Origin of the sequence: Ligilactobacillus saerimneri (assembly GCF_036689625.1) — a bacterium.
Taxonomy (GTDB): domain Bacteria; phylum Bacillota; class Bacilli; order Lactobacillales; family Lactobacillaceae; genus Ligilactobacillus; species Ligilactobacillus saerimneri.
The window spans coordinates 977399-1002169 of record NZ_CP144759.1 but is presented as its reverse complement, the minus strand read 5'-3'; the positions used below and the strand labels follow the sequence as shown (position 1 = coordinate 1002169).

General features: G+C 42.9%; 24 protein-coding genes, 1 riboswitch and 1 other annotated feature. Of the genes, 20 read left to right on the top strand and 4 right to left on the bottom strand.

All coding sequences use genetic code 11. From position 1 onward, the window contains the following. Nucleotides 1-4: 4 nt before the first annotated feature. Both V3C97_RS04815 and rpsD read right to left on the bottom strand, forming a co-directional pair. The gene (locus V3C97_RS04815; protein ID WP_009553720.1) at nucleotides 5-1294 is read right to left on the bottom strand and encodes a replication-associated recombination protein A; all 1290 of its coding nucleotides are present in this window, start codon (nucleotides 1292-1294) and stop codon (nucleotides 5-7) included. A gap of 73 nt (nucleotides 1295-1367) precedes the next feature. Then, complete coding sequence (rpsD, locus tag V3C97_RS04810; protein ID WP_009553719.1) at nucleotides 1368-1973, bottom strand: 30S ribosomal protein S4; 606 nt, start codon at nucleotides 1971-1973, stop codon at nucleotides 1368-1370. 326 nt (nucleotides 1974-2299) lie between these two features. On the opposite strand from rpsD, the gene ezrA reads away from it, so the two are divergent. Beyond that, a complete protein-coding gene (gene ezrA / locus V3C97_RS04805; RefSeq protein WP_338433892.1) occupies nucleotides 2300-4006 on the top strand; it encodes a septation ring formation regulator EzrA in 1707 nt (568 codons plus the stop codon). Between the two features lie 18 nt (nucleotides 4007-4024). Here the strand turns inward: ezrA and V3C97_RS04800 are convergent, their stop codons facing one another. Next, nucleotides 4025-5716 carry an IS1182 family transposase gene (locus tag V3C97_RS04800; RefSeq protein ID WP_231794510.1) on the bottom strand — a complete coding sequence of 564 codons (1692 nt, stop codon included), beginning with the start codon at nucleotides 5714-5716 and terminating at the stop codon, nucleotides 4025-4027. A gap of 301 nt (nucleotides 5717-6017) precedes the next feature. Between V3C97_RS04800 and V3C97_RS04795 the strand changes: the two genes are divergently transcribed. The 17 genes from V3C97_RS04795 (at nucleotide 6018) to thiT (ending at nucleotide 23350) form a co-directional block, all read left to right on the top strand. Next, nucleotides 6018-7169 (top strand): cysteine desulfurase family protein, encoded by a 1152-nt coding sequence (locus V3C97_RS04795; RefSeq protein ID WP_009553715.1) that lies wholly within the window; start codon nucleotides 6018-6020, stop codon nucleotides 7167-7169. Between the two features lie 23 nt (nucleotides 7170-7192). Next, nucleotides 7193-8410 carry a tRNA uracil 4-sulfurtransferase ThiI gene (gene thiI, locus V3C97_RS04790; protein ID WP_009553713.1) on the top strand — a complete coding sequence of 406 codons (1218 nt, stop codon included), beginning with the start codon at nucleotides 7193-7195 and terminating at the stop codon, nucleotides 8408-8410. 38 nt (nucleotides 8411-8448) lie between these two features. Next, nucleotides 8449-8655 (top strand) — a binding site (T-box leader). A 52-nt stretch (nucleotides 8656-8707) separates the two neighbouring features. Further along, on the top strand, nucleotides 8708-11368 hold the full coding sequence (locus V3C97_RS04785) for a valine--tRNA ligase (RefSeq protein WP_338433891.1): 2661 nt from the start codon (nucleotides 8708-8710) through the stop codon (nucleotides 11366-11368). A 113-nt stretch (nucleotides 11369-11481) separates the two neighbouring features. Continuing rightward, a complete protein-coding gene (locus V3C97_RS04780) occupies nucleotides 11482-11778 on the top strand; it encodes a hypothetical protein (protein ID WP_338433890.1) in 297 nt (98 codons plus the stop codon). Nucleotides 11779-11818: 40 nt separating this feature from the next. Next, on the top strand, nucleotides 11819-12679 hold the full coding sequence (locus V3C97_RS04775; RefSeq protein WP_338433889.1) for an ABC transporter permease: 861 nt from the start codon (nucleotides 11819-11821) through the stop codon (nucleotides 12677-12679). 37 nt (nucleotides 12680-12716) lie between these two features. After that, on the top strand, nucleotides 12717-14021 hold the full coding sequence (locus tag V3C97_RS04770; protein WP_338433888.1) for a folylpolyglutamate synthase/dihydrofolate synthase family protein: 1305 nt from the start codon (nucleotides 12717-12719) through the stop codon (nucleotides 14019-14021). Continuing rightward, nucleotides 14011-14667, top strand: a complete 657-nt coding sequence (locus V3C97_RS04765) for an HAD family hydrolase (RefSeq protein ID WP_009553697.1) — start codon at nucleotides 14011-14013, stop codon at nucleotides 14665-14667. Before V3C97_RS04770 ends, V3C97_RS04765 begins: the two co-directional genes overlap by 11 nt. A gap of 46 nt (nucleotides 14668-14713) precedes the next feature. Continuing rightward, on the top strand, nucleotides 14714-15400 hold the full coding sequence (gene radC / locus V3C97_RS04760) for a RadC family protein (RefSeq protein WP_338433887.1): 687 nt from the start codon (nucleotides 14714-14716) through the stop codon (nucleotides 15398-15400). Between the two features lie 264 nt (nucleotides 15401-15664). Then, nucleotides 15665-15880, top strand: a complete 216-nt coding sequence (locus tag V3C97_RS04755; protein ID WP_338433886.1) for a cold shock domain-containing protein — start codon at nucleotides 15665-15667, stop codon at nucleotides 15878-15880. 127 nt (nucleotides 15881-16007) lie between these two features. Next, nucleotides 16008-17012: a rod shape-determining protein gene (locus V3C97_RS04750; protein ID WP_009553691.1), complete on the top strand. Its 1005-nt coding sequence runs from the start codon at nucleotides 16008-16010 to the stop codon at nucleotides 17010-17012. Between the two features lie 95 nt (nucleotides 17013-17107). After that, nucleotides 17108-17959 carry a rod shape-determining protein MreC gene (gene mreC, locus V3C97_RS04745; protein WP_278838405.1) on the top strand — a complete coding sequence of 284 codons (852 nt, stop codon included), beginning with the start codon at nucleotides 17108-17110 and terminating at the stop codon, nucleotides 17957-17959. 8 nt (nucleotides 17960-17967) lie between these two features. After that, a complete protein-coding gene (gene mreD, locus V3C97_RS04740) occupies nucleotides 17968-18477 on the top strand; it encodes a rod shape-determining protein MreD (RefSeq protein ID WP_027826408.1) in 510 nt (169 codons plus the stop codon). A 15-nt stretch (nucleotides 18478-18492) separates the two neighbouring features. Further along, a complete protein-coding gene (locus tag V3C97_RS04735) occupies nucleotides 18493-19158 on the top strand; it encodes a septum site-determining protein MinC (protein ID WP_009553684.1) in 666 nt (221 codons plus the stop codon). Between the two features lie 2 nt (nucleotides 19159-19160). Next, on the top strand, nucleotides 19161-19967 hold the full coding sequence (minD, locus tag V3C97_RS04730; RefSeq protein ID WP_009553682.1) for a septum site-determining protein MinD: 807 nt from the start codon (nucleotides 19161-19163) through the stop codon (nucleotides 19965-19967). 209 nt (nucleotides 19968-20176) lie between these two features. Further along, a complete protein-coding gene (gene cls, locus V3C97_RS04725) occupies nucleotides 20177-21646 on the top strand; it encodes a cardiolipin synthase (RefSeq protein WP_009553680.1) in 1470 nt (489 codons plus the stop codon). A 21-nt stretch (nucleotides 21647-21667) separates the two neighbouring features. After that, nucleotides 21668-22600: an alpha/beta hydrolase gene (locus tag V3C97_RS04720; protein WP_338433885.1), complete on the top strand. Its 933-nt coding sequence runs from the start codon at nucleotides 21668-21670 to the stop codon at nucleotides 22598-22600. A 31-nt stretch (nucleotides 22601-22631) separates the two neighbouring features. Next, nucleotides 22632-22729, top strand: a riboswitch (TPP riboswitch). Between the two features lie 60 nt (nucleotides 22730-22789). Next, nucleotides 22790-23350: an energy-coupled thiamine transporter ThiT gene (gene thiT, locus V3C97_RS04715; RefSeq protein ID WP_278838552.1), complete on the top strand. Its 561-nt coding sequence runs from the start codon at nucleotides 22790-22792 to the stop codon at nucleotides 23348-23350. A gap of 62 nt (nucleotides 23351-23412) precedes the next feature. Here the strand turns inward: thiT and V3C97_RS04710 are convergent, their stop codons facing one another. Continuing rightward, entirely contained in the window at nucleotides 23413-23529 is a 117-nt protein-coding gene (locus V3C97_RS04710) for a DUF4044 domain-containing protein (protein WP_100222919.1), read from the bottom strand. A 401-nt stretch (nucleotides 23530-23930) separates the two neighbouring features. Here V3C97_RS04710 and V3C97_RS04705 point away from each other — a divergent pair, with 401 nt between their 5' ends. Continuing rightward, nucleotides 23931-24380, top strand: a complete 450-nt coding sequence (locus V3C97_RS04705) for a hypothetical protein (RefSeq protein ID WP_268889540.1) — start codon at nucleotides 23931-23933, stop codon at nucleotides 24378-24380. A 60-nt stretch (nucleotides 24381-24440) separates the two neighbouring features. Further along, a complete protein-coding gene (locus tag V3C97_RS04700) occupies nucleotides 24441-24692 on the top strand; it encodes a hypothetical protein (RefSeq protein WP_338433884.1) in 252 nt (83 codons plus the stop codon). The last annotated feature ends 79 nt before the right edge of the window (nucleotides 24693-24771 follow it).

Below are 24771 nucleotides of genomic sequence, written 5' to 3'. Positions count from 1 at the left end.
CAATTCAGTTGCTAGTATCTGATTGCTCTTGCGCGTGTTTAATTTTGGTATAGCGCTCTTTGAGGGCTGTTTCATACCGCCCAATTCCTTTAGGGCGGAAATAACTCTTGTGGACAAGGTTATCCGGGAGGTATTGTTGCTTGACCCAATCATTAGGATAATCATGCGGATATAGGTAGTTAACCCCGCGTCCTAGTTTGTGGGCACCTGTGTAGTGGGCGTCACGTAAATGGTCAGGAATAGGACCCGCAGCCCCATTATTAACGTCAGTCAAAGCTGCATCGATGGCACGAATAGCTGAATTTGACTTAGAAGAAAGACACAAGTCAATTACTGCAGTAGCCAGGGGAATCCGGGCTTCGGGAAAGCCAATTCTTTCGGCGGCTTGAACCGCTTGAACAGTGCGTGCCGCTGCTTGGGGATTAGCAAGTCCAATATCTTCATAGGCAATTGTGATTAGACGCCGAGCAATTGCTGGAAGGTCACCGGCAGCGATCAAGCGGGCTAAATAGTGAAGAGCGGCGTCAGTATCCGACCCCCGAATAGACTTTTGAAAAGCAGAGATCACATCATAATGCGCATCGCCGTCACTATCTGCCGTTAGGACCCTCTTTTGGAGGCATTCTTGGGCTACAGTTTGATCCACGTTAATCACGCCTGATTCGTCTGCGGGTGTGGATGTAACAGCCAACTCTAAAGCATTGAGGGCGCTGCGCAGGTCCCCGTTAGTAGCTTGCGCAAAGAAGTCCTTGGCAGATGCGGAGAGATTGACTTGATAATTGCCTAATCCGCGCTCTTTATCAGTCAGGGCCCGCTCAAGGCCAGTGACAATATCGTTAGGCGAAAGGGGCTTTACTTCAAAGATTTGGGTTCGGCTCCTAATGGCCGGATTGATTGCAATATAGGGATTTTCAGTGGTAGCACCAACGAGAATGATTTTTCCGTCTTCCAAGTGGGGGAGCAAGTAGTCCTGCTTGGGTTTGGTTAAGCGGTGGATTTCATCCAAAAGTAGTACAACTTTTCCCGTTAATTGGGCCTCTGCCACCACTTGCTCTAGTTTTTTCTTAGCATCAGTAGCGGCATTGACTTTGCGAAGGGCATAATTAGCCGACCCGGCAATAGCAGCTGCAATACTTGTTTTACCGGTCCCAGGTGGGCCATATAGAATCATTGACGATAGACGTTGAGCTTGTACCATGCGCCAAATAATCTTTCCCGGGGCAATCAAATGTTGCTGACCGATCACTTCAGAAAGATCCTTGGGACGCATGCGAAAGGCAAGGGGATAACTCATAGCAACTCCTCCTTAAAAAACTAAAAAAACAACCTCCACCTGGAGGTTGTTAAGATTAACAAACGGTAAATTATTACAGCTTGTTGTAGTATTCAACGATAAGAGCTTCTTCGATGTTTGCATCGAGTTCGTCACGTTCAGGTAAACGAACGAGAGAACCTTCCATCTTGTTATCGTCAAATGTTACGTATGCTGGACGACCAACAACTGCTTCTAAAGCATCCTTAACGATTTGTAAGTTCTTTGAACGTTCACGTAAAGAAATAACTTGACCAGGTTGTACTTCGTATGAAGGAATATCAACCCGCTTGCCGTCAACAGTAATGTGACCGTGGTTAACTAATTGCCGTGCTTGACGACGAGTAGTAGCTAAACCTAAACGGTAAACCACGTTGTCAAGACGTTGTTCAAGTAAGATCATGAAGTTATCACCGTGCTTACCAGTACGGATCTTGCCGGCCTTAACGAATAAGTTAGCGAATTGACGTTCAGTTAAACCGTAAATCATACGTAACTTTTGCTTTTCACGTAATTGCAAACCATATTCAGATAACTTACGACGAGCATTGCCGTGTTGACCTGGAGCATATGGGCGACGAGCTAATTCCTTACCTGTACCGGAAAGGGAGATACCCAAACGACGAGAAACTTTCCAACTTGGACCTGTATAACGAGACATAAAAAAATCCTCCAATAATTTATTTGGAGTAAAATAACGTTGTAACCTTAGTATTCGTGCAGTTTTTTTTGGATTTTCGCTCTTGCAGCCGAAGAGTTACTCACAGAACCGTTTATGGCAAAAAACTGTTGACGTTCTTACCGGTTACTGCTGCATTATTTTACACAAAGAGTAACATACCAGATTTAAGGGCAAAAGGCAAGGAAAATGGCACAGAAAGATAGGAGATATAATGGAAGTGCTTCCGTATTAGTGCTGTTTCTATGAGTTCGGTATGATATAATTGTTAATGTTTATATGTTATGTGTAAAGGACGGGATCAAGTTATGGTTGCTTTTTTCGTGGTAGTGGTGCTCGCTGCGGTGGGGATCTACTTAGGAATATTATATTTACAAAAAAAATATACGAAATTGGTGGCAGAAAAGCACGCTGCAGTGCTAGAGCTGACAGATACTGAATTGAGTGATGATTTTAATAATTTAAAGCGGCTCAATTTGACAGGGGACAGTCTGACACAATTCAACAAGATTGACAAATCATATCGGTACTTGATGAACCGCCAATTGCCGGAAATATCTGAAAATTTAAATACGGCTAGTCAACACATTGCAGCTTATCAATTAATCGCTGCGAAAAAGAATCTTGGTCAAGTTGACCAGAGTTTGGCTGATGCGGATGAACAGTTTGCTGCTATTAAAAAAGAACTTGTAGATATTCAAAAGAATACGGAAGATCAGCAACGTTTGATTTTAACCCTCAAGAAGAAGTATCAAGCAATCCGCAAACAGTTATTGGCGAAGAATTTCTCTTATGGTCCTGCAATTGATAAATTAGAAGAAAACTTGGCCAATCTAGAAGATGAATTCGAACAGTATTCCAAGCTAACGGCGAGTGGTGATTTCGTTAAATCGGAAAAACCAATGAAGCAATTGGAAAAGAATACCAGTGAAATGGAAGCTTGTTTGGAGAGCATTCCGCCTTTATATAACGATCTTAAGACTGTATTTCCACAGCAGTTGGATGAGTTAGCTGCTGGTTACCAAAAGATGACAGCTGAGCATTACGGTTTTACTTCTAATGTGGAACAGATGTTGGCTGATATCCAAAAAGATTGTAAAGAAAACATGACCAACTTGACCCAATTGCAGATTAAAGAAGCAGAGGCGACTGACAAGCGGATCGCAGACATGATTGACCGGCTGTATGAGCTGATGTCTAAAGAATACACTGCTCAAATTAAAGTTCAAAATCGGGCTGAGGAATTGCAACGGTTTATTACCCATGCAGAACAACATCAAAAAGATTTATTGGCTGATTTGGAACGGTTGCAACAAAATTACGAATTGAACAATAACGAATTAGAAAATGCCCACCGGTTGGGACGAGAAATTCGGCAAATTCAGCAGCAGTTTAGTGCATATCGGGATCGGGATGAAGAAGAAAACGTGGTCTATACTGAGGTTTTAGCCCAACATGAACAAATGTTTTCATCGCTAGAACGGATTGAGAGTGAACAAAAGAAAATTCAAACTAGCGTGGCAGGATTGTGGAAAGAAGAAAAAGAAGCCCAAGATGCAGTGGCCGAATTTGATGTTGAAATTCACAAGTTACGTCGTGCCATTGAACGCTTGAACCTGCCCGGAGTCTCAGCTGAGTATACGGACTATTTCCTGTATGTTAGTGACGAAATCGTTGCCCTGGATAACAGTCTCAACGAGCAGCGAATTAACATGGAAGAAATTACCAAAGCAATGCTAAATACCCAGTCAGATCTGGATGTTTTAAAGAGTAAAACAGAAGACATTATTGACAGTTCAGTTTTGGTCGAACGGTTAATGCAATACTCTAACCGGTATAAAAATAGGTATCCTGAAGTCGATGCGGCCTACCAAGAAGCATTGCGATTGTTCAATCAAGAATATGACTATGTTGGGGCCTTAGATGCAATTTCACATGCCGTTGATAAAGTAGAGCCAGGGGTATTCAAGCGCTTATCGGACGAATACCAACGTCAAGTTGCTGATCGGCGCTAGACAAAAATAGTAGGTTTATTAGTGGGGCTGGGAATTAACTATTAATTCTTGGTTCTCTAACAGTAAAATCCGGACTACTATTTTTGATCGATTCAAAAATCGTAGTCCGGATTTTAAATTATTTATAAAATTAGTCGCCAATCGACTAATTGATTGACCAAATTTCGTTAGATTTAATGCCATCAAGGCTAGCCCAATGTCATTTTCCACAGCCCGTTGTCCGCGTAGATGAGTTCGGCGTATGCCAAAATCCCTCTTCATGTGACCAAAGACTGGCTCAACGTCGAACTTTCGTCGACGATAAATTGCCTTGCCTTCGTCACTTGAGAGGGTTGCTTTTACTTTAGCCTTGTAATAATTCCACGTTAGGTTAACCTGCATATAGCGTTGCCGACCACTTGGTGTTTTTGCCAACTCATCCAATTGTTCTGACAGTTGGTGCTTATCCGCTCGATAGAGTTTGAAATCACGTTCGAAACCATATTTATCGGTTCGCCTACTATACCGATAAAAGCTAAAGCGAACTCCTAAATGATCGATGTAGTAATCATCTTCGGCATTATACTGCCAATTTTGTGATTTAGTTGGATCGTTTTTAAATTTATGTTTCTGTTCCTTTTGATAAGTTGTGTATGGAATAACAGGCTGCTTTTCAAACTGATCAAGAATCATTGTGTAATTGTACTCACTACCATAACCGGCATCGGCAACGATATGCTTAAAGAAATCTAAAGCATGAAACTGTGTAAGGAATGGCACTAAGGTCCTGGTGTCAGTTGGATTTGAAAAGAGCCCGTAATCAAGGACAAATTGCTTATGTGTAGCGATTTGCAGGTTATAGCCGGGCTTTAACTCCCGATTCATCATCGGATCTTCCTTCATACACATAAAAGTCGCATCATGATCAGTCTTGGAATAGCTATTACGACCTTGGAAGATATCTTCGGCACGTTCATACTTTTTGGCACGCGGAATTAGGTCGTTGCTTAATTGATGGCGAAGTTTTTTTAGAAAACGACGGCGCCGTTTTCTAACTGAACCACCTTTGATGATTTTTGGTTCTTGCTTAATCTCTTCATCTAACTTAGTGATTTTCTCCGCAAGTTCTTGTTCCATTACTTCCATGCCTTCGGCAGAAGTAACCAGCTCGGGTGCCATTTCTTGCACCACTTGTTTTTCTACTAGTTCCTCATAAAGCTTACTCGTCTTTTCTCTTAACTTAGCGTGATACTTTTCAACCGTCCGCCGCCAAGTAAATGAATATTTATTGGCATCGGCTTCCACCTTGGTCCCATCGATAAAAACTGCATCATTTTGAATTAGTCCGTGATCTTTCAAAGCCATGGTAAAGTAGACAAAGGCATGTTTAATTAGCTTACTAGCGTGCTGACTGCGTCGAAAGTTATTGATGGTATGGTAGCTATAAGTATAATCATGGGCTAACCAACGCATTGGCAAGTTCTCATCCAACATCATTTCAATCTTTCTTCCAGAATAAGTTTGACGTGAGTAGGCAAACAAGAGAATCTTAAGCATAATTGCTGGATGTGATGAAGGGCGACCAGTAGCCGCTCCCGAATCTTCTAATAGCACATCTTGTGGAATCGAGTCGACAAAATCACTAATTAATCGTGCAACATGATTCCGTGGTAAATCATAGTTATAGTTTAGTACGAATTCGGTTTGCCCTATGGTATAATTTTGATACATGAAAATCGCTCCCTTTGGTTGTTTTTAGGGGTAATTACATCATATCAGGAACGATTTCCTGTGTACATAAAAACCGGATGATGAATTGTTCAAAAAATTCATCATCCGGTTTTTATTTTGGACTAGGAGTTTTTTCCCAGCCTCTTTTTGGTACCTATTTATGAATAAGTAAAAATCCTTTCGTTAGCAAACCTTTAGACAAACTGAATTTGCTTGTTTCAGGGGGGTAAATAGTTGAGAATGGCTTAATAATGTAGTAAAGTGATGAAATGACTAATAACTAGATAAGAAGGATAAGATAATGATTTACTTTGACAACAGTGCTACAACCAAAGTCGCACCAGAAGTCTTAACGACATATACGAAGGTGAGTCAACAGATTTGGGGGAATCCTTCTTCCCTGCATAAGTTAGGGGAAGTAGCCTATGGCTTACTAGAACAATCACGTAAGCAGATTGCAACTTTACTGGGCGTTGCACCCCATGAGATTTTCTTCACGAGTGGTGGGACTGAAGGCGATAATTGGATTATTAAAGGAACTGCCCTAGAAAAACAATACTATGGCAAGCATATTATTACGACTAGTATTGAGCACCCAGCAGTGTTGAATTCGATGGCGCAGCTGGAAAAATTAGGCTTTGAAGTAACCTACCTTCCGGTTGATAAGAACGGGCGGATTGATCCGCAGGATGTTGCACGGGCAATCCGGCCGGATACGATTCTTGTATCAATGATGGCAGTCAACAACGAAGTAGGAACAGTTGAACCGATCAATGAAGTGGCGCGGATCTTACGGGATTATCCCCGGATTCATTTCCATTTGGATGCCGTCCAAGCAATCGGTAAGGGGATTGAAAACCTATTAACTAATGACCGCGTTGACATGTTGACTTTTTCAGGCCATAAGTTCCATGCTCCTCGGGGTATTGGTTTTATCTACAAAAAAACGGGGCGGACGTTAGCACCATTGATGAGTGGTGGCGGCCAAGAAAAAGGCATGCGGAGTGGGACGGAAAACTTACCTGCTATTGCAGGCATGGCGAAAGCTTTGCGCTTGCTTTTGACTGATGAGGAAGCTAAAGTTACCCAACAACGCGCTATCCGACAACGAATTTACGACCATGTTGTCCAAAAAGAAAAGGTGACGGTCTTCTCCCCAATGGATGAGAAGATTTCGGCGCCCCATATTCTTTGCTTTGCCATTAAAGGGGTCCGGGGCGAGACCATCGTTCATGCCTTTGAAGACCAGGATATTTTCATCTCTACGACGAGTGCATGTTCCTCCAAGAAGCACATGGTTTCAGGGACCTTGCACAACATGGGGATCGATGAAAAAATTGCTACTTCAGCTGTGCGTATTTCACTAGATGAACACAATACTATGGCCGAAGCAGAAGAGTTTATTAAAGTTTTTGATACACTGTACGAAAAATTTAAAGCAATTAACTCATAAAATTGTCCGAAAGGGGATCAGGAATGCAATATACTGAGATTATGGTTCGCTATGGCGAATTATCGACAAAAGGAAAGAACCGCCGTAGTTTTATCGACCGGTTGGGGACCAATGTACGCCATACTTTGCACGACTTTAAAAAATTAGATATCAAAGCTAACCGGGACCGGATGCACATCCAGTTAAACGGCGAAGATTCAGATAAAGTTATCAGTCGTTTGCGGGATGTCTTTGGTATTCAAAACTTCTCACCTTCAATCAAAGTAGAACGGGAACTAGATAAGGTTCAAGCTACCGCAGTGGCACTCATTAAAGAAATGTTCCATCCAGGAATGACTTTCAAGGTTAATACACGGCGGTCAGATCATGATTTTAAGTATGATACCAACGAGTTAAATGATTTGATCGGAAGTTATGTTTTGGAAAACATTCCTGGGATCAAGGTAAAGATGAAGGACCCGGATGTTACTTTGCGAGTTGAAGTTCGGACCAACGGGATTTTCTTGAGCCACGAAAAAATCAAGGGTGCTGGTGGTATGCCAGTTGGAACCGCTGGAAAAGGGATGATGATGCTTTCAGGGGGGATTGATTCACCGGTTGCTAGTTATTTAGCATTGAAGCGTGGGGTCGATATTGAAATGGTCCACTTCTTCAGTCCTCCATATACAAGTGAGCAGGCTTTGAATAAGGCCAAGGAATTGACAGCACGGCTAGCCAAGTATTCTGGTCGAATCAAATTTATCCAAGTGCCATTCACTGAAATCCAAGAAACAGTCAAACATGATGTACCATCCGGATACCTAATGACTGTACAACGCCGGTTCATGTTACGGTTGACGGCCGCTTTGGCGCAAAAGCGGGACGGACTGGCTATTTTCAACGGTGAAGCCTTGGGACAAGTAGCATCACAGACAATGGAGAGTATGGCTGCTATCAATGAAGTAACCACGATGCCAGTAATTCGACCAGTTGTTTCGATGGACAAAACAGAAATCATTGACATCGCGCAAAAGATTGATACTTTCGACCTTTCAATTATGCCATTTGAAGATTGCTGTACAATTTTTGCGCCGCCATCGCCAAAGACGAAGCCTCGGATTGATAAGGCTAAGGAATATGAGGAACGGCTTGACGTAGATGGACTCATGGAGCGGGCTTTAGCTGGAATTAAGATTACTGAAATCAAGGTAGGGGATGAATTCCTCAACCAAAACGAACAGGCTTTTGCAGAATTGCTATAAACACCTTGACGCTCTATGGGTAAAACGCTAAAATACCTCTATAAGCGCTGAGCAAGAGGACTAATAGTGGTGCTTTTTAGAGAGAAGCTGGTTGGTGTAAAGCTTCAAGAACGCTGTTAGTTGTAGCTTGTGAGCTGTCTACCTGAATGACGAGAGTAAGGCAGACCGGTTTACGTCCGTTAACTAGTATTTGAGAGGGGTTAAAAGCCCAAATTAGGTGGTACCACGGCACTGTCGTCCTATGCTTGGACGATGGTGCTTTTTTAGTGCCCGCTATTAAAGAAAGGAAGGATGCAGATGACACGAGAAATCGCAATGTCAACTAAATATGATCCCAAACAGGTTGAACCTGGTCGTTATGAAACGTGGGTAAAAAAGGGATTTTTCAAACCAAATAACAACAAGAAAGCTAAGCCATATTCAATTGTTATTCCACCACCAAATGTTACGGGGAAGTTACACTTAGGTCATGCATGGGACACAACCTTGCAAGATATGCTGATCCGGCAAAAGCGGATGCAAGGATACGATACTTTATGGTTACCAGGGATGGACCATGCTGGGATCGCCACACAAGCTAAAGTGGAAGCACGGTTAGCTGAACAAGGAATTTCCCGTTATGACTTAGGACGGGAGAAGTTTGTTGACAAGGTATGGGAATGGAAGGATGAATACGCTGATATTATCCACCAACAATGGGCCAAGCTTGGTTTGTCTTTGGACTATGACCGGGAACGCTTCACTTTGGACGAGGGTTTGAACAAAGCGGTACGGAAAGTCTTTGTTAGTTTATATGAAAAAGGCCTGATCTACCGGGGCGAATACATTATTAACTGGGATCCTAAAGCCCGTACAGCTTTATCCGACATTGAAGTTATTCACAAGGATGACAAAGGTGCATTCTACCACGTCAAATATCCATTTGCTGATGGGACAACCTTTGATGGCAAGGACTATATCGAAATTGCAACTACTCGTCCTGAAACAATGATGGGGGATGTGGCCGTTGCGGTTAATCCGAGTGATGAACGCTACAAGGATTTAGTTGGTAAAGAAGTAATCCTGCCTCTGCAAGGACGCCACATTCCAATCATCGCTGACCAATATGTTGATCCTGAATTTGGGACTGGGATGGTGAAGATTACTCCTGCCCACGACCCTAACGACTTCCAAGTTGGAAACCGCCACAACCTGGAACGGATCAACACGATGAATGAAGATGCAACTATGAATGCCAACGCGGGTAAGTATGAAGGCATGGACCGGTTTGAAGCCCGGAAGGCAATCGTTGCTGACTTAGAGGACCAAGGGTACATGTTGCGGGTAGAACCAATCGTGCACTCAGTGGGGCACTCCGAACGGACCGGGGTTCAAGTGGAAGCGCGACTATCAACGCAATGGTTTGTTAAGATGAAACCATTGGCAGAAATGGCATTAAAGAACCAAGAAACTGAAGATAAGGTCCACTTCCAACCAAGTCGCTTTGAGCACACATTTACCCAATGGATGGAAAATGTTCATGATTGGGTTATTTCACGGCAATTATGGTGGGGTCACCAAATTCCAGCCTGGTACCACAAGAAAACTGGGGAAGTCTATGTAGGTATGGAAGCCCCAGCTGACAGTGAAAATTGGGAACAAGAAACAGATGTCCTCGATACATGGTTCTCCAGTGCTTTATGGCCATTCTCCACGATGGGCTGGCCTGATACTGACGCAGAAGATTTTAAGCGTTACTTCCCAACCAATACGCTGGTAACAGGCTATGATATTATCTTCTTCTGGGTTTCCCGGATGATTTTCCAAAGTCTGGAATTTACTGGTAAGCGTCCGTTCAAAGATGTTCTGTTGCACGGTTTGATTCGGGACGAACAAGGACGTAAAATGAGTAAATCCTTGGGGAACGGGATTGACCCAATGGATGTTATCGACAAGTATGGAGCCGATGCATTGCGGTGGTTCTTGACTAACGGTTCAACTCCAGGCCAAGACATTCGCTTCTCATATACTAAGATGGATGCAGCTTGGAACTTCATCAACAAGATCTGGAATGCTAGTCGGTTTGTTATCATGAATCTTGATGACGATACTCAGCCTGTTTTACCACCACAAGCAGAATGGAAACTGGCTGATAAGTGGATCATTTCTCGTTTGAATGACACGATCAAGGATGTTAACTACTTCTTTGACAAGTTCGAATTTGGGGAAACTGACCGAGCACTGTACAACTTCATTTGGAATGACTTCTGTGATTGGTACATTGAAATGGCCAAGGAAGACTTAAACGGTGATGATGCCCAGGCTAAGAAGAACACCCAACAAATTTTGTGCTATGTCTTGGACAAGATCTTACGCCTGCTTCACCCAATCATGCCATTTGTAACCGAAAAGATTTGGTTAACAATGCCTCACGAAGGGGAAACCCTTGTGACAGCAACTTATCCAACTGTTGACGAAGCAGTAATCGACCGCGATGCTGAAGAACAAATGGAAAACTTGATCGAATTAATCAAAGCGGTCCGGAACAACCGGGCAGAAGTTAATGCGCCAATGTCATCAGCTATTGATATTTTAATTAAGACGACTGCACCAGCCACTAAGGAAATTTTGGAAAGTAACCAAGAATACATCCAACGTTTCTGCCATCCAAAGAAGCTGGTCATCAGTCCAGAAGTGACAGCACCAACTTTGGCTATGACATCAGTGATTACCGGGGCAGAATTATATCTGCCATTAGCTGACCTAATTGACTTAGACGAAGAAATTGCCCGGTTGCAAAAGGAAGTTACTAAGTTAGAGAGCGAAGTCGCCCGGGGCACTAAGAAGTTAGGCAATGAAAAATTTGTTGCTAACGCGCCTGAAGCAATTGTAGCTAAAGAAAAAGAAAAATTAGCCGGCTACCAAGAAAAATTAGCTGTTACTACCAAGCGGATTGCAGAATTACAAGCAGCCAAGTAGTGAGATAGCGTTTAAAATTTATTAACTAAGGCTTAATAAGAGCAGGAAGTGTTGCAACATTTCCTGCTCTTTTTTTTACAATGAATGGTAATTAGGTATATAAGGTGATTTATATGGGGAATTATATTTTGGGGATGCTTTCGACGTTACTGATCGAAGTACTTGTTTTGGCTTATGTTAGCAAGATCAGGTTTGACCTCGTACATATAATGGGTTTTATCCTCTTGATGATAATCTGTATCCCGCTTAAATTAAGCAACTTGGTGATGATTATCGGGGGCGTGTTAATTACCCACCACCAGGATAGGGGGAGGAAAAACTGGCTGACGTATATACTTTTTGTGATGTACGCATTTACTACAACTTGGATCTTACAGGATAGTCAAGCTAATATCAAAATGGTTCACTGAATGAAGCCTTTATTGCGATTACAGGAAAGGAGTTGTGCTAATGCGATTTTTATGGTGGCGGAATATTAAACTATACTTTGCAAATGCCGTTAGTGTGATTATGTCATGCCTCGGGGCGTTGATCGCCTTTTTTATCTTTATTGGTTTCTTGCAGCGTAATTTAGCGGCCACTTGGTCTGGTACACCTAGTATTATGACAATCCTGGACCTGTGGATGATGGCGGGCATCATCACTGTTGCGGGGATTACGACTTCATTTCAGGTTCTAGGACAATTGGTCCGTGATCGGGCCAGCCAAGCGACAATTGATCTTTGGTTAACAGATATTACTAGGATTAGGATGTACGGAGCTTATATTTTAGCCGCAACTGCGATAAGTTTTGTCATGCAGGTGGTTACCGGGCTTGCGATGGGGATTTATTTTACCATCGTTGATAAAGTCACCATTCCTAGCAGTGCCTACCTGCCAGCAGTAGGCTACCTGTTACTCGGGGCGGTGGTGGCTACTTTGGTTAATGCCCTGATTATCTTGCCGATCCGGTCAGAAGTAACTTACAGTCGAGTTGAGGCTATCATTGGGGCCGGAGCTGGTTTTATTGTTGCAACCTATATGCCTTTAGGAGCCTTGTCGTCACATATTCAGGCTTTAGTCAAAATCTTTCCTAGCAGCTATGAGGCCGCAGCTTTGCGGGAATTATTTTTGCAAGCAACTTTTGATGATCATTTGCGTTCCGCAGCTCGCAACCACTTGCAAACTTATCTGGGAATGCATTTTGTTATTCATGGGCATACCCTAAGCGGGATAGGACTGGTAATTACCATGGTAGGGATGATCAGTGTGGCTGTAATACTAGTTGTGGTATCATCTTATATAGTCGGTAAAAGAGACCTAAGACGTTAAGGGCTCTTTTAACCAAAAGATGGCGGAAGGTGAAATCATGAATTATCAGGAAGCGCTGGCTTTTATCCATGGCCGTCCCCGGCTCAAAAAGACACCCATTTTGGCCCGGATGAGAGAATTGATGGCGCGTTTGGGCGATCCCCAGAAGACATTGAAAATTATCCATATTACTGGGACCAATGGTAAGGGGTCGACAAGTGCTTATGTTGCGCGGATGCTTCAAGCCTGTGGGTATAAGGTTGGTTTGTTTACCTCACCGTACATTGTGCGGTACAATGATCGTTTTACAATTAATCAAGCACCGATTTTGGATGTTGATTTAGCGGCTATTACAGGGAAAGTTGCTGCGCAAGTAAAAGTGATGGACCAACTGGGAAAGAGTCCAACTGAATTTGAAATTACCACTGCCATCATGTTTATTTATTTTGCGCAACAAAATGTAGACTATGCTGTTGTTGAAGTGGGAATCGGGGGGACCTATGATTCAACTAATATTATTGACCAGCCTGTAATGGCGGTGATTACAACGGTTGCCCTGGATCACATGCGGATCCTCGGTAACACATTAGAAGCAATCGCTGAGCAAAAAGCGGGAATTATTAAGGCCCAATGTCCCGTAGTGGTTGGGCACCTGCCAGCTACAGCTTTGGCAGTGGTGACCAAGCGAGCCCAGCAACTAGAAGCACCATTGTCCATTTATGGGCGTGATTTTAGTGCCCAGGTAACCACACCACTGCATACTTGGGGAGAGCGATTTACCCTTAACCCAAACTTAGGGGATGTCGCTACTTGGAATATCCAGTTGGCAGGAGCATACCAGGTGACTAATGCGGCTATTGCCTTACAGGTAATGCGTATTTTGAGGCAAAGCGAGGTGGCCTGGAGTGGGCAGGATTTATATACTGGTTTGCAAGCAACAACCTGGCCGGGACGGTTTGAAAAAGTTCACGACCAGCCCGTAGTTGTTTTGGATGGGGCTCACAACCAAGCGGCAATGCACGAAATAAAAAAGCTTCTGGTGACCAAATTTCCTGGGCGAAAGGTGCATGTCTTGGTAGCGATTTTAGCTGATAAGCAACCACTTAAAGTGCTGGAAGAATTGTTAGCCATTCCTGATATTGAGATCACAGTTACGAGTTTTGCTGGGCCACGTCCTTTGGCCAACTTGCAGGTAATCAAAGACCACATTCCGCAAGTTCATGTTGAACCTGTTTGGCAGACGGCGTTACAGTCTTTGCTTGCACGGTTAAGGGGAAATGATATCCTGTTAGTGACGGGATCTTTGTATTTTATTGCGGATGTACGGAAAAAATTCATACATGGAGAGAGTAATGGAGACTAAGTTAGTAATTTTTGATATGGATGGAGTCGTGATTGATTCCGAAAACTTGTATTATACAGCCCTAGTTGAGCAGGCCCAAGCAATGGGTGTGCCTGGGATTACGCGGGAATACTACCGGCAGTTCATCGGTGGCGGAAACGAACGGATGGTAAAAATCATCGCCCATGACTACCACAGCGACCAGTTGGCCCATGACCTTGTCTGGGGGTCGATTGATCGGGTAGGTGATTTAGTTGACCAAGGGCACCTGGAACTCAAGCCGGGTTTTTTGACTTTGACTGACTACCTAATGGAACATAACATCCCCTTTGTATTGGGATCAAGTAGTGAACTGAGTAACGTCAAACGCATGCTGGGTAAGCTGGGAGTTTATGAGCGGTTTGATGCCTTTATTACGGCTGATGATGTCCAGCAAGCCAAACCAGCGCCCGATATCTTTTTGAAAGCCTGGGAAATTGGCGGGCAGCCAGACCGGCAACAGACACTGATTATTGAAGACTCTGTGAATGGCATCAAGGCAGCTAATGCAGCGCAAATTCCTGTCATCATGGTGCCAGACGTTCTGCCCCCAACGCCAGCAACGCAGAAAGCAACTGTCGCAGTCCTGGATGACTTAGTTGCTGTGCGTGATTTTATCGCTAATTAGATCAAAAATCCTTCCTTTAACGTAGATAGTTAGGGGAGGGATTTTTTTGGCAATTACAGATCAGATTAATCGGGGCTATCTTCAAAGAAAAGTAAAAACACTGGGAATTGAATCATTGTCAGATCAAGAATTGTTAGTGCTGTTGCTTTTGCCTAAGCAAGATGTTAAACGGGCTAATCAAAGCGCCACAGCAATTATGACGGATGTTTGTTCCTTACGTGGGTTGGAAACATGTACACTGCACGAGTTACGCAACTGGTTACAGGAAGATTACTTACAGCTTGCTGCACCATTAGAGTTAAAGCGACGCTTATTAACAACACGAAAACTAACGTTAGGGCAAATGTGTTCTAGTAAGACGGCCGGACAATACCTGCTACCAAAGATGCAGAGCTTACAGCAGGAAGTTTTATTAGGATTGTATCTCAATACTAAAAACGAAATTATCGCAGAAAAAGAGATTTCACGCGGCACTATCAATTCTGCCAACGGGCATCCGCGCGAGATCATGCATTTGGCAGTAAAGTATGCAGCGGCCGGCTTCATTATCGCCCACAATCATCCCAGTGGAGATCCCACCCCATCACAAAGCGATATTCAGATGTCACAACGTTTGGCACAGTGTGGGCAACTGTTAGGGATCAACCTGATTGATCACCTGATTATTGGGGATGGAAAGTATCTTAGTTTACGGGAATATAATGTTCTGCCAGCTTTGAAGTATGCTGACTAGCAGGAGAGTATCGATTTGGCATAGGAGCAAATGATGACACCTAGCATTGATTTTGGTACTAGCTGATAAACTTGGTACCCAACGTCTTTTCCAAGCAAGTAAAAACACAGGATAAGTGGGTTTAAAAGATAGATTATATGAATGTTCGGGATCAACGGTAAAAACAACTGCAAATTAGATAAAACGCTACCAAAAAGTTGATATACCAACGTAAAAAAGGGTGTGTTATAATTTGTTAGTAAAACATTATTTAAGGAGACGGCTATGTTAACAGGAACAGTTCACTTTTTTGATAGCGCTAAGGGCTATGGTTATATCACACCTGATTTACGGGGAGATGATATTTTTGTGCACTTTACTGGGATTAAAACCCCGGGCTTGCGGACGCTACAAGTGGGCGCTAAGGTCTCCTACGTGACAGTTGAGGGACGCCGTGGCAAACCGCAAGCTGTCAACGTTGTGGTCGAAGAATACTCCTAAATTATTTGTTAAGATTTACACTAAATTTGTTTTTATAAGCCAAAAACGCGTATTCTAATACCTAATTATGACTTTAGGTAATAATATTCGTAAAAAAGCAATTGCTAATATGAAGGGATGAAAGATAGTGTTTGGAATTAGAAGTAATAACATCGGGATTGACTTAGGAACAGCCAATACGATTGTTTATGCTGAAGGTAAGGGTATTGTTTTACGGGAACCATCAGTTGTTGCCAAAAATACTAAGACAGGTGAAATCGTATCAGTTGGGTCTGAAGCCCGTGATATGATCGGTCGGACACCAGCTAGCATCGTAGCTATCCGTCCTATGAAGGACGGGGTTATTGCCGACTACGATACAACAGTGGCAATGATGAAGTACTACATTGAAAAAGCAATGGGTAAGCGGTCTAACAAGCCATATGTGATGGTTTGTGTCCCAAGTGGGGTTACCGAAGTTGAAAAGCGGGCCGTTATCGATGCGACTCGAGTGGCAGGAGCTCGTGATGCATATGTTATCGAAGAACCATTTGCAGCTGCTATCGGGGCTGGTTTGCCAGTTATGGATCCAACTGGGAGCATGGTTGTTGATATTGGTGGTGGGACCACTGATGTTGCTACTATTTCCTTAGGGGGGATTGTATCAAGCCGTTCCATTCGTTTGGCAGGGGACAAGCTGGATGATGCAATCATCTATTATGTACGTCAAAAGTACAACCTCTTGATTGGGGAAAGAACAGCAGAACAGCTCAAGATGGATATTGCTTCTGCATCTGTTGAAGCTGCTAAAGACCTGGATGATCAAACAATTCGGGGTCGGGACTTAGTTACTGGCTTGCCAAAGACGATCGAAATTCCAGCCGTTGATGTAGCGGAAGCTATCCAAGAAGTTATCCAGGAAATCATCACTGCTATCAAGGAAACACTTGAAGAAACATCTCCTGAAATTGCGGCCGATGTTATCGATCACGGGATTGTCTTGACTGGTGGGGGTGCACAGTTACGCCACTTACCAGAAGTTATTTCTGACGCTACTAAAGTGCCGGTGTTTGTTGCATCTGAACCACTGGACTGTGTAGCTATCGGGACTGGTGAATCACTCAAGAGCATTGACGTTATGAAAAAGAAATAAATTTTGACTAACAAAGTCGTATCAGATGGGGTGGAGGATGGTCAGACTGCCCAATAAGCAACTGGTACGGCTTTGTTATTTATTGGAGGATAAAAATGCAAAAGTATTTCTTGAATAAGAAGCTCGTGATCACCCTGGTGGGGTTAATCGTTAGTTTTTTACTGATTGCCTTCTCAATTATGGTGCGGAATAACCGCAATACCCCGACTTTCATTCAGAATTTTGGCAATGATGCTGCTGGATTGGTCGATCGGGTGGTAGGCTATCCGGTCAAGGCAGTTAGGAGCGCCGGAGCAAGTACTGCGGACTTGTTGAACACATATCATGAGAATCAACAGCTCAAAAAGCAAGTGGATAGTGTGGCGGCAGAAAAGGCAACCAATGCAACTTTGCGTCAGGAAAATGCCGACCTCAAGAAACAACTGAAGTTAAATAAGAGTTTGACAGAATTTAGTAAGATTAATGCTTATACAATTTCACGGGCACCTTCAACTTGGCAAAACCAAATTGTCATCAGTAAGGGGTCTTTGGCTGGCGTGGTCAAAGGTTCTGCTGTACTCTCTGATCGAGGCTTAATTGGACGGGTGACTGAGGTCAATAAGTCCAACAGTAAGGTAGAGTTGCTTTCCACTAAGAACGACTCATCCAACCGTTTCCCAGTCCAGGTAGCTGCTAAGTCGGGAACTATTATCAATGGGTTGATCACAGATTTTGATGATGATACCAACCAATTAATCATGGGGCAAATCACTTCCAAAGATAAAGTGAAGAAAGGTACTAAAGTAGTAACTTCTGGACTAGGTGGAACAACACCTAAGGGCTTATTAGTTGGTACAGTAGCTAAGGTGAAAAATGGGGATGCCGGTTTACCAACAAAAATTTATATTGATCCAGCGGCAGATTTCTCTGATTTAAGTATGGTTACTGTGACATTGAGAAAGGATTGATCGGGGATATGCATAGTTCACGGATAAAGTACCTCTTTCCGCTCGGCTTGTTCATCGCCCTTTTTCTTGATGGAACAATCACCCAAGCATTTGCACCAGAGATGTTTACGCCAGCAGTTGCGATTGAAAGTCGCTTACTGCTTTTGTGGCTCATCATGGCAGTATGTTACAGTCAAGCAGAACACATTCTCTTGTGGGCAGGGATCGCCGGCTTTTTCTTTGACCTCTATTACACAGGGATCTTAGGAATCTTTGTAATCCTGTTGCCCTTGGTGGTTTATTTGACCCAAAAGACATATCAATTTTTCACAGGCTCTTTTATTGTGGTACTATTAATTTATCTAATTGATGTAACGTTATTGACTTTGCTTTTCTACCTTGTTAATTCTTTGATTGGATTTACAGATGCTGGTCTAACAACGTTCATTGCACGAACATTGGGGCCAACCTTGGCATATAACCTAGCAATGTTTGTTATCTTATTTATTCCACTTAAAAGTCTTTTCGAAAAAATGTGATAAGGAAGTGCCAGGATGCAAGCCGTAACATTAAAAGGTCATAAAGAAGGATTCGAAATTATTTTAGATTCACGGGTAAGTTTTGCTGAAATTACCAGTGAATTGGAGAAGTTATTAAAAGAACTCCGGATGAATAATGCTAATCAAAAACAGACTGCGTTTGACATTACGACAGGGATGCGTCTTTTAACGGCAGAAGAAAAGAAAGAGATTGAGAAAATTGTTAGTCGGTTCGAAGGATTTTCCATTCACCGGATTACTGCGGATGTAATTCGGACCGATGTTGCTTTAGACTTGATGAACCAGCGTAGTACCCACCGTGTTGGGCGGGTGGTTCGCAATGGTCAGGTGGTCACGATCAAAGGCGATGTCTTGTTCTTTGGGAGTGTTCACCAGGGGGGCATCTTACAGGCGACAGGTAATATTTATGTTCTAGGTGAAGTACAAGGAATTGTTCATGCTGGTTATGAAGATAACACACGAGCAGTAATCGTCGGTGATTTGAATACTGCCCAACAAGTCCGGATCGGGGATGTAGTCACGATCGTGGCTGACCGCCCGGCGGACGAACCACTGGATAAAGTTGTTTATGTCAGTGATTTGCACAATCTTGAGTCAACCGATGTCCATACCTTGATGACTTTACGTCCTAAATTATTTGTGAAAGCAGGAGGTTTCTAAAGATGGGAAAAGCGATTGTTATTACTTCTGGGAAAGGTGGCGTTGGTAAAACAACGACCACAGCAAATCTTGGGACGGCCCTAGCCCTGTTAGGGAAAAAAGTTTGTTTAGTTGACTTAGATATTGGTTTGCGTAACCTAGATGTGATTTTGGGGTTAGATAACCGTATTATTTACAATATTGTTGACGTTGCTGAAGGGCGGGCCCGGTTACAACAGGCCTTGATCAAGGATAAACGGTTCAACGATAAGTTGTTTTTAATTGCGGCAGCTCAAAATACAGACAAGAGTTCTCTCCGTCCTGATCAGGCTAAAGCGATCGTTGACCAACTCAAAGAGGAATTTGACTACGTCTTATTAGATTGCCCAGCAGGGATTGAACAGGGCTTTATGAATGCAGTAGCTGGGGCCGATGAGGCGATTGTGGTTACTAACCCAGAAATTGCTTCGGTCCGGGATGCCGATCGGGTAGTTGGTCTTTTGGAACAACAAGATCTTGACCGGGCTCCGATGTTAGTGATCAACCGTATTAGAAGACATATGGTTAACGATGGACAAATGATGGATGTTGACGAAGTGACACGGCAATTATCTATTCAACTGATCGGAATTATTTTTGACGATGATCAGGTCATTTCCTCATCAAATGAAGGGCAACCAATTGTTTTAGATGAAAACAATATTGCTGGTAAAGGCTATCGGAACATTGCACGCCGTTTAGAAGGTGAAACGGTTCCGCTTTTGAACATAAAAGTTGAAGAAAACCAGGGATTCTTTAGTAAAATGTTCTCATGGTTTAAACGTTCTTAAAGGAGTAAAGAGGCTGGGAGAAAACAATATTGTTTTCTCACCAGCCTCAGTCTTTATTTACTAATGTTTCTCAGATAACGTGGAAAAATAACTACAAGTCTAGTAGTTGCGGACGGATGATTGTGCTAATCATCGTCCTAGTTTAGCTTAATGGCTTGCTATAAAGGCTATTTTCCACTCGCTTTTTGTTGAGAAGGTAGGGAAAAACGATGCATAGTATGATAGGCTATATTCTCCTAGCGTTGCTTGTTATCAACACGGGCGGGGCAGTCGTAACTGTTTTTTGGGAGAAAAAAGATATTGCAGTAATCTGGGCGTGGTTGCTGGTCTTAATTTTGCTACCTGGTGTAGGGTTCATCTTGTATTTGCTTGTTGGTAAAGGAATCAACAGTAGTAAAATTTTTGATTTAAAAGAACAAGAACGCTTAGGGATTAACCAGCTAGCAGAGATCCAAAAGGAACAATGGGAAAAAAACCGGCTGATCTTTGCTGGAGAAAAAATATCTGCGGGTAATATGGAATTACCCCGCCTTTTTTTAGATATTGACCAAGCGATCCTGACAGAACACAACTATGTCGAAATCTTAACGGATGGGACAGAAAAATTTAAGGTCCTCTTAGACGATATTCGCCATGCGCAAAACCATGTCCACATTGAGTATTACACATTTTATAATGATCAAATTGGCAATCAGGTCCGCGCTGCCCTAGAAGAAGTGGCACGGCGCGGAGTAGAAGTCCGGGTGATATATGACAGTTTTGGATCACGGGGGACTACGCACCAATTTTTTAAGCGCCTGGAAGCACTAGGCGGACGGGCTGAACCGTTTTTTGGAACTAAGAAAGCCCCAATACATAGTCCCCGGCTCAACTACCGGGACCACAGAAAAATTGTGGTAATTGACGGGCGGATTGGTTATATCGGTGGGTTTAACATTGGTGATCAATATCTAGGGCGCAAGCCTAAATTTGGTTATTGGCGGGATACACACCTGCGGGTACAGGGAAATGCAGTCATTGCGTTACAGTCACGGTTTTTGATGGACTGGAATGCAACGGTAAAAAATACCCGCCATAACCAGCAAGTTAGTTATCAGGACCAATATTTCCCTCTGATCAGCAACGTTGGACACACCAGCATGCAGATTGTTTCTTCAGGTCCAGATAGTGAGAAAGAAGCGATTAAGCTTGGTTATTTCAAGATGATTAACAATGCCCGTAAATATATTTACATTCAAACGCCATATTTGATTCCCGATGATGCGATTATTGAAGCGTTGATGGTGGCTCAAATGTCAGGCGTTGAGGTGCGAATTATGATTCCGGCTTTTCCGGATCATCCGTTTGTTTACCGAGCAACTGAATATTATGCTAAGCACCTAACAGATTTAGGGATCAAAGTGTACAAGTATCACCACGGTTTTTTGCATGCAAAAACAGTGGTAGTAGACGACCAGGTGGCATCAGTGGGGTCGGCAAACTTGGACTTCCGGAGTTTTAAGCTGAACTTCGAAGCTAACGCCTTTTTATATGGGGAACAGTTTGCCCACCAATTGAAAACAATCTTTGAAAAAGATCAGGAACAAGCGGTGCTTTTAACCCCCGAATATTTTGCTAAACAGTCGCGGTGGCGCAAATTTAAGCAGGAATTCTCGCGGTTGCTATCACCGATCTTATAAACGCAGGATGTGAAAGAGATTATGATGAAAAACAAGCACAAACATAAACTAGTTTGGATAGGAACGTTCATTTTAGTTGTTGGGGGCCTAGCAGGGGCGGCTAATTACCTTGTGGACTATGGGTTTGGGCGTGGCGAACCAGCGACTACGATGGCCAAGAAGAAAGTGCGACGCTTAACAGCTGACCAGCGCTGGCTCCGCCGGGTGCACAAGGAAACTTGGCACCAACAAGCAGTGGGAAAGGCGGTGCCTTTGGTAGCGACTTACGTTCCCGCGGTACATAAAACTAATAAGACAGTCATCGTTGCCCATGGTTACCACGAAAATGCAAGTAGGATGGCAAGCTACATCCGGATGTTTCACGAAGCAGGCTACAACGTTTTAGCTCCAGATGATCGGGGATCCGGACGCAGTGGTGGTCATTATGTTACTTTCGGTTGGTTAGATCGCTTGGATTATGTTAAGTGGTGTCACCGGATTGTTCGGCACCAGGGGACTAAAGCAAGGATTGCGCTTTTTGGTGTCAGCATGGGGGCGGCCACGGTAATGATGACGAGTGGGGAAAAACTTCCCGCCCAAGTCAAGGCAGTGGTTGCTGACTGTGGCTATGCCAGTGTCCACGATGAATTGGCAACCCAACTTAAAGATCAATTCCACGTGCCCCAGGAGCCATTATTGACGCTTGCTCGGGGTGTTGCGCGGATTAAGGCTGGGTTTGACTTTAATGATGCCAGTGTTACCAAGCAACTGCACAAGAATCATTTGCCAATTTTTATTATCCATGGGGAAAACGACCATTTTGTTCCCACTAAAATGGGGTATGAAAATTATGCTGCAGCCAATGCACCTAAGCAACTTTGGATTGTCAAAAATGCAGGGCATGCAATGGCATACTATGAACAGCCCCGGGAATACCGTAAACGGGTTTTAACTTTCCTTGAAAAATGGGTATAATAATATTTGTTCATGATAAAAGTGAATATCAAGCAAACACAGGGGGAGCGTTATGCTGAGAGTGAAGAAATTCTGACCCTTTGAACCTGATTCGTTAAGACGAGCGTAGGGATGTGGTGATGGACATTGCGGAATGTCTTTCTTTGTGTTGCTTAGGATTCATAAGCAAATAGCAAAGGAGGCATTATCATGACAGAAAAAACGAAAATTTTAGTTGAAGGCGCCCTATTTGCCGCGTTGGCAACCTTATTGTCGGTTGTTATTCCCAACGTGGAATGGGGCGACTTGTCTTTAGGCCTAATTCCTTTGGTCTTATATAGTGTGCGGCGGGGAGTGCGCATGGGACTCTTAGCTGGTTTGTTATGGGGACTACTGATAATTGTTAGTGGGCATGCCTATATTCTCAATATCTGGCAAGGATTATTAGAATATCCGGTAGCCAACTTACTAGTTGGGTTGGCTGGACTCTATACGCCTGCCGTGCAACGCGCAATCCAGGCAGGCGAACGGAAAAAAGAACGAATATTGTTGCTAGCCGCAGTAGTAACAGCAGTTTTTCTTAAATACTTTGTCCACTTTATTGCTGGAATTATTTTCTGGGGTTCGTACGTTCAATGGGGCTTAGGACCAATTCTTTATTCGCTGGTTGTTAACGGCGGAAGTTTCATTTTGAATATTGTTGTGACTGGTGGCCTTCTCTTGGCAATGACTGCTAGAGATACAAGGTTGCTTCTGCCACAGAATAAATAACAAATAAAGAGCGGGGATAGTAGTGTTATTAGAAAACACGATCATCTCCGCTCTTTTTATAATTATAAGAATGGCTGGATTGCTACAACGACGACGCCCAAGATAGTAAAAATCAGCATCATCCAGACAGCAAACAGCGTGATTTTTTGGAATTTAGTTCTTTTCTTCTTTTTTGCCACTAGTTTCACCTTAAATTAGTTATTTACAATAACTATAGCTCAAAGCAGGGGGATTTTCAATTTTTCCCAGTGGCTACCATTTAATCGCGCGATTTTATTTTTAAATTTCACCGTCAATTCCCTTTTTGCAAGTTAGACCCGACATATTGGAATATATGGTGCAAAAGTGTGATTTTGCAACTTAAAATGCGCATATTTTACGATAGGTCGGGTGGTAGCTTACAAAAGCGAGTGGTGCCGAGAAAATTATTTTGATTGTGTGCCAGTAAAAAAGATGATCGTGGTCAAAAAATTGCCCTATGGGATGAAGAAGTAGTCATTGTTATTGCGGAGCTTTGACTGCTTCAAGTATGATGAAAATAAAAAGAGTTGATATCCATGTATGATGGGAGGGACGAGTTATGAACCTAGAGAAATATTGGGGTAAGACTGTGAGAATAGTTGATATTGATGGTGAGGTATGGGAAGGAAGGGTCACCGGAATTGATTACGCTTTTAATTATGATGATATTGAATATGATGAACTCGAATTAAGAATCAATGGTACATTATTTGTTTTTCCAGAAAATCATATCAAGTCAATCGAGCTTATTAATCAGGGAGCAAAAAAGAACCAGGGTCCCCAAAAGAACCATTATTACATGTTGCATGATCTTCCTCACCGCGCCATGATTATCAAGGTAAATGAGTGGGGAAAAGAATTTTATTTCGATATTCTCAGCAAAAAGTGGCAACCCATCAAGATCATGATTAACTACCTTTGGCCATACTCGGACACTTTCAACATGTACGATGAGATGGAAGAAGCTGAAGCTCTGAAAATAGTGCAGTCGTTTATCAATGTGCTTTGAAGTTTTGAAGAAACAGATAAAGGACAAAAGAGTCAAGGATACTCGCAAGTGATCTTAAAAATGCTTGCAGATGGCGTTAATGGAAATGTTGAAAGTTACTATAATTATTTCTTGGATCTAACGGCCAAGCTAGGTGAAGAAGAATTTGCAGAAGGCTGGTTGCAAGAAAACGAAGAGTTATACGATTTGATAAATGACGAAGATATGTATTATTTCTATGTCGAAGAAGATACCAGAGATAGAAAAAAATGTCAGGATTTCTTGAAACCATATTATGAGGAAGCAAAGAAAATTATGGAAAAACATAATTAATCGGCGGTCACTAACAATGACCGCTATTTTTATACCCTAATTTAAGGAGGTGATGTGATTGATTCACTAATCTTTTAAA

What these genes read in the sequence shown, in the direction of transcription:
- V3C97_RS04815 (WP_009553720.1), bottom strand. Translation starts at nt 1,294, where the DNA reads ATGAGTTATCCCCTTGCCTTTCGCATGCGTCCCAAGGATCTTTCTGAA.
- rpsD (WP_009553719.1), bottom strand. Translation starts at nt 1,973, where the DNA reads ATGTCTCGTTATACAGGTCCAAGTTGGAAAGTTTCTCGTCGTTTGGGT.
- ezrA (WP_338433892.1), top strand. Translation starts at nt 2,300, where the DNA reads ATGGTTGCTTTTTTCGTGGTAGTGGTGCTCGCTGCGGTGGGGATCTAC.
- V3C97_RS04800 (WP_231794510.1), bottom strand. Translation starts at nt 5,716, where the DNA reads ATGTATCAAAATTATACCATAGGGCAAACCGAATTCGTACTAAACTAT.
- V3C97_RS04795 (WP_009553715.1), top strand. Translation starts at nt 6,018, where the DNA reads ATGATTTACTTTGACAACAGTGCTACAACCAAAGTCGCACCAGAAGTC.
- thiI (WP_009553713.1), top strand. Translation starts at nt 7,193, where the DNA reads ATGCAATATACTGAGATTATGGTTCGCTATGGCGAATTATCGACAAAA.
- V3C97_RS04785 (WP_338433891.1), top strand. Translation starts at nt 8,708, where the DNA reads ATGACACGAGAAATCGCAATGTCAACTAAATATGATCCCAAACAGGTT.
- V3C97_RS04780 (WP_338433890.1), top strand. Translation starts at nt 11,482, where the DNA reads ATGGGGAATTATATTTTGGGGATGCTTTCGACGTTACTGATCGAAGTA.
- V3C97_RS04775 (WP_338433889.1), top strand. Translation starts at nt 11,819, where the DNA reads ATGCGATTTTTATGGTGGCGGAATATTAAACTATACTTTGCAAATGCC.
- V3C97_RS04770 (WP_338433888.1), top strand. Translation starts at nt 12,717, where the DNA reads ATGAATTATCAGGAAGCGCTGGCTTTTATCCATGGCCGTCCCCGGCTC.
- V3C97_RS04765 (WP_009553697.1), top strand. Translation starts at nt 14,011, where the DNA reads ATGGAGACTAAGTTAGTAATTTTTGATATGGATGGAGTCGTGATTGAT.
- V3C97_RS04755 (WP_338433886.1), top strand. Translation starts at nt 15,665, where the DNA reads ATGTTAACAGGAACAGTTCACTTTTTTGATAGCGCTAAGGGCTATGGT.
- mreC (WP_278838405.1), top strand. Translation starts at nt 17,108, where the DNA reads ATGCAAAAGTATTTCTTGAATAAGAAGCTCGTGATCACCCTGGTGGGG.
- mreD (WP_027826408.1), top strand. Translation starts at nt 17,968, where the DNA reads ATGCATAGTTCACGGATAAAGTACCTCTTTCCGCTCGGCTTGTTCATC.
- V3C97_RS04735 (WP_009553684.1), top strand. Translation starts at nt 18,493, where the DNA reads ATGCAAGCCGTAACATTAAAAGGTCATAAAGAAGGATTCGAAATTATT.
- minD (WP_009553682.1), top strand. Translation starts at nt 19,161, where the DNA reads ATGGGAAAAGCGATTGTTATTACTTCTGGGAAAGGTGGCGTTGGTAAA.
- cls (WP_009553680.1), top strand. Translation starts at nt 20,177, where the DNA reads ATGCATAGTATGATAGGCTATATTCTCCTAGCGTTGCTTGTTATCAAC.
- V3C97_RS04720 (WP_338433885.1), top strand. Translation starts at nt 21,668, where the DNA reads ATGATGAAAAACAAGCACAAACATAAACTAGTTTGGATAGGAACGTTC.
- thiT (WP_278838552.1), top strand. Translation starts at nt 22,790, where the DNA reads ATGACAGAAAAAACGAAAATTTTAGTTGAAGGCGCCCTATTTGCCGCG.
- V3C97_RS04705 (WP_268889540.1), top strand. Translation starts at nt 23,931, where the DNA reads ATGAACCTAGAGAAATATTGGGGTAAGACTGTGAGAATAGTTGATATT.
- V3C97_RS04700 (WP_338433884.1), top strand. Translation starts at nt 24,441, where the DNA reads ATGCTTGCAGATGGCGTTAATGGAAATGTTGAAAGTTACTATAATTAT.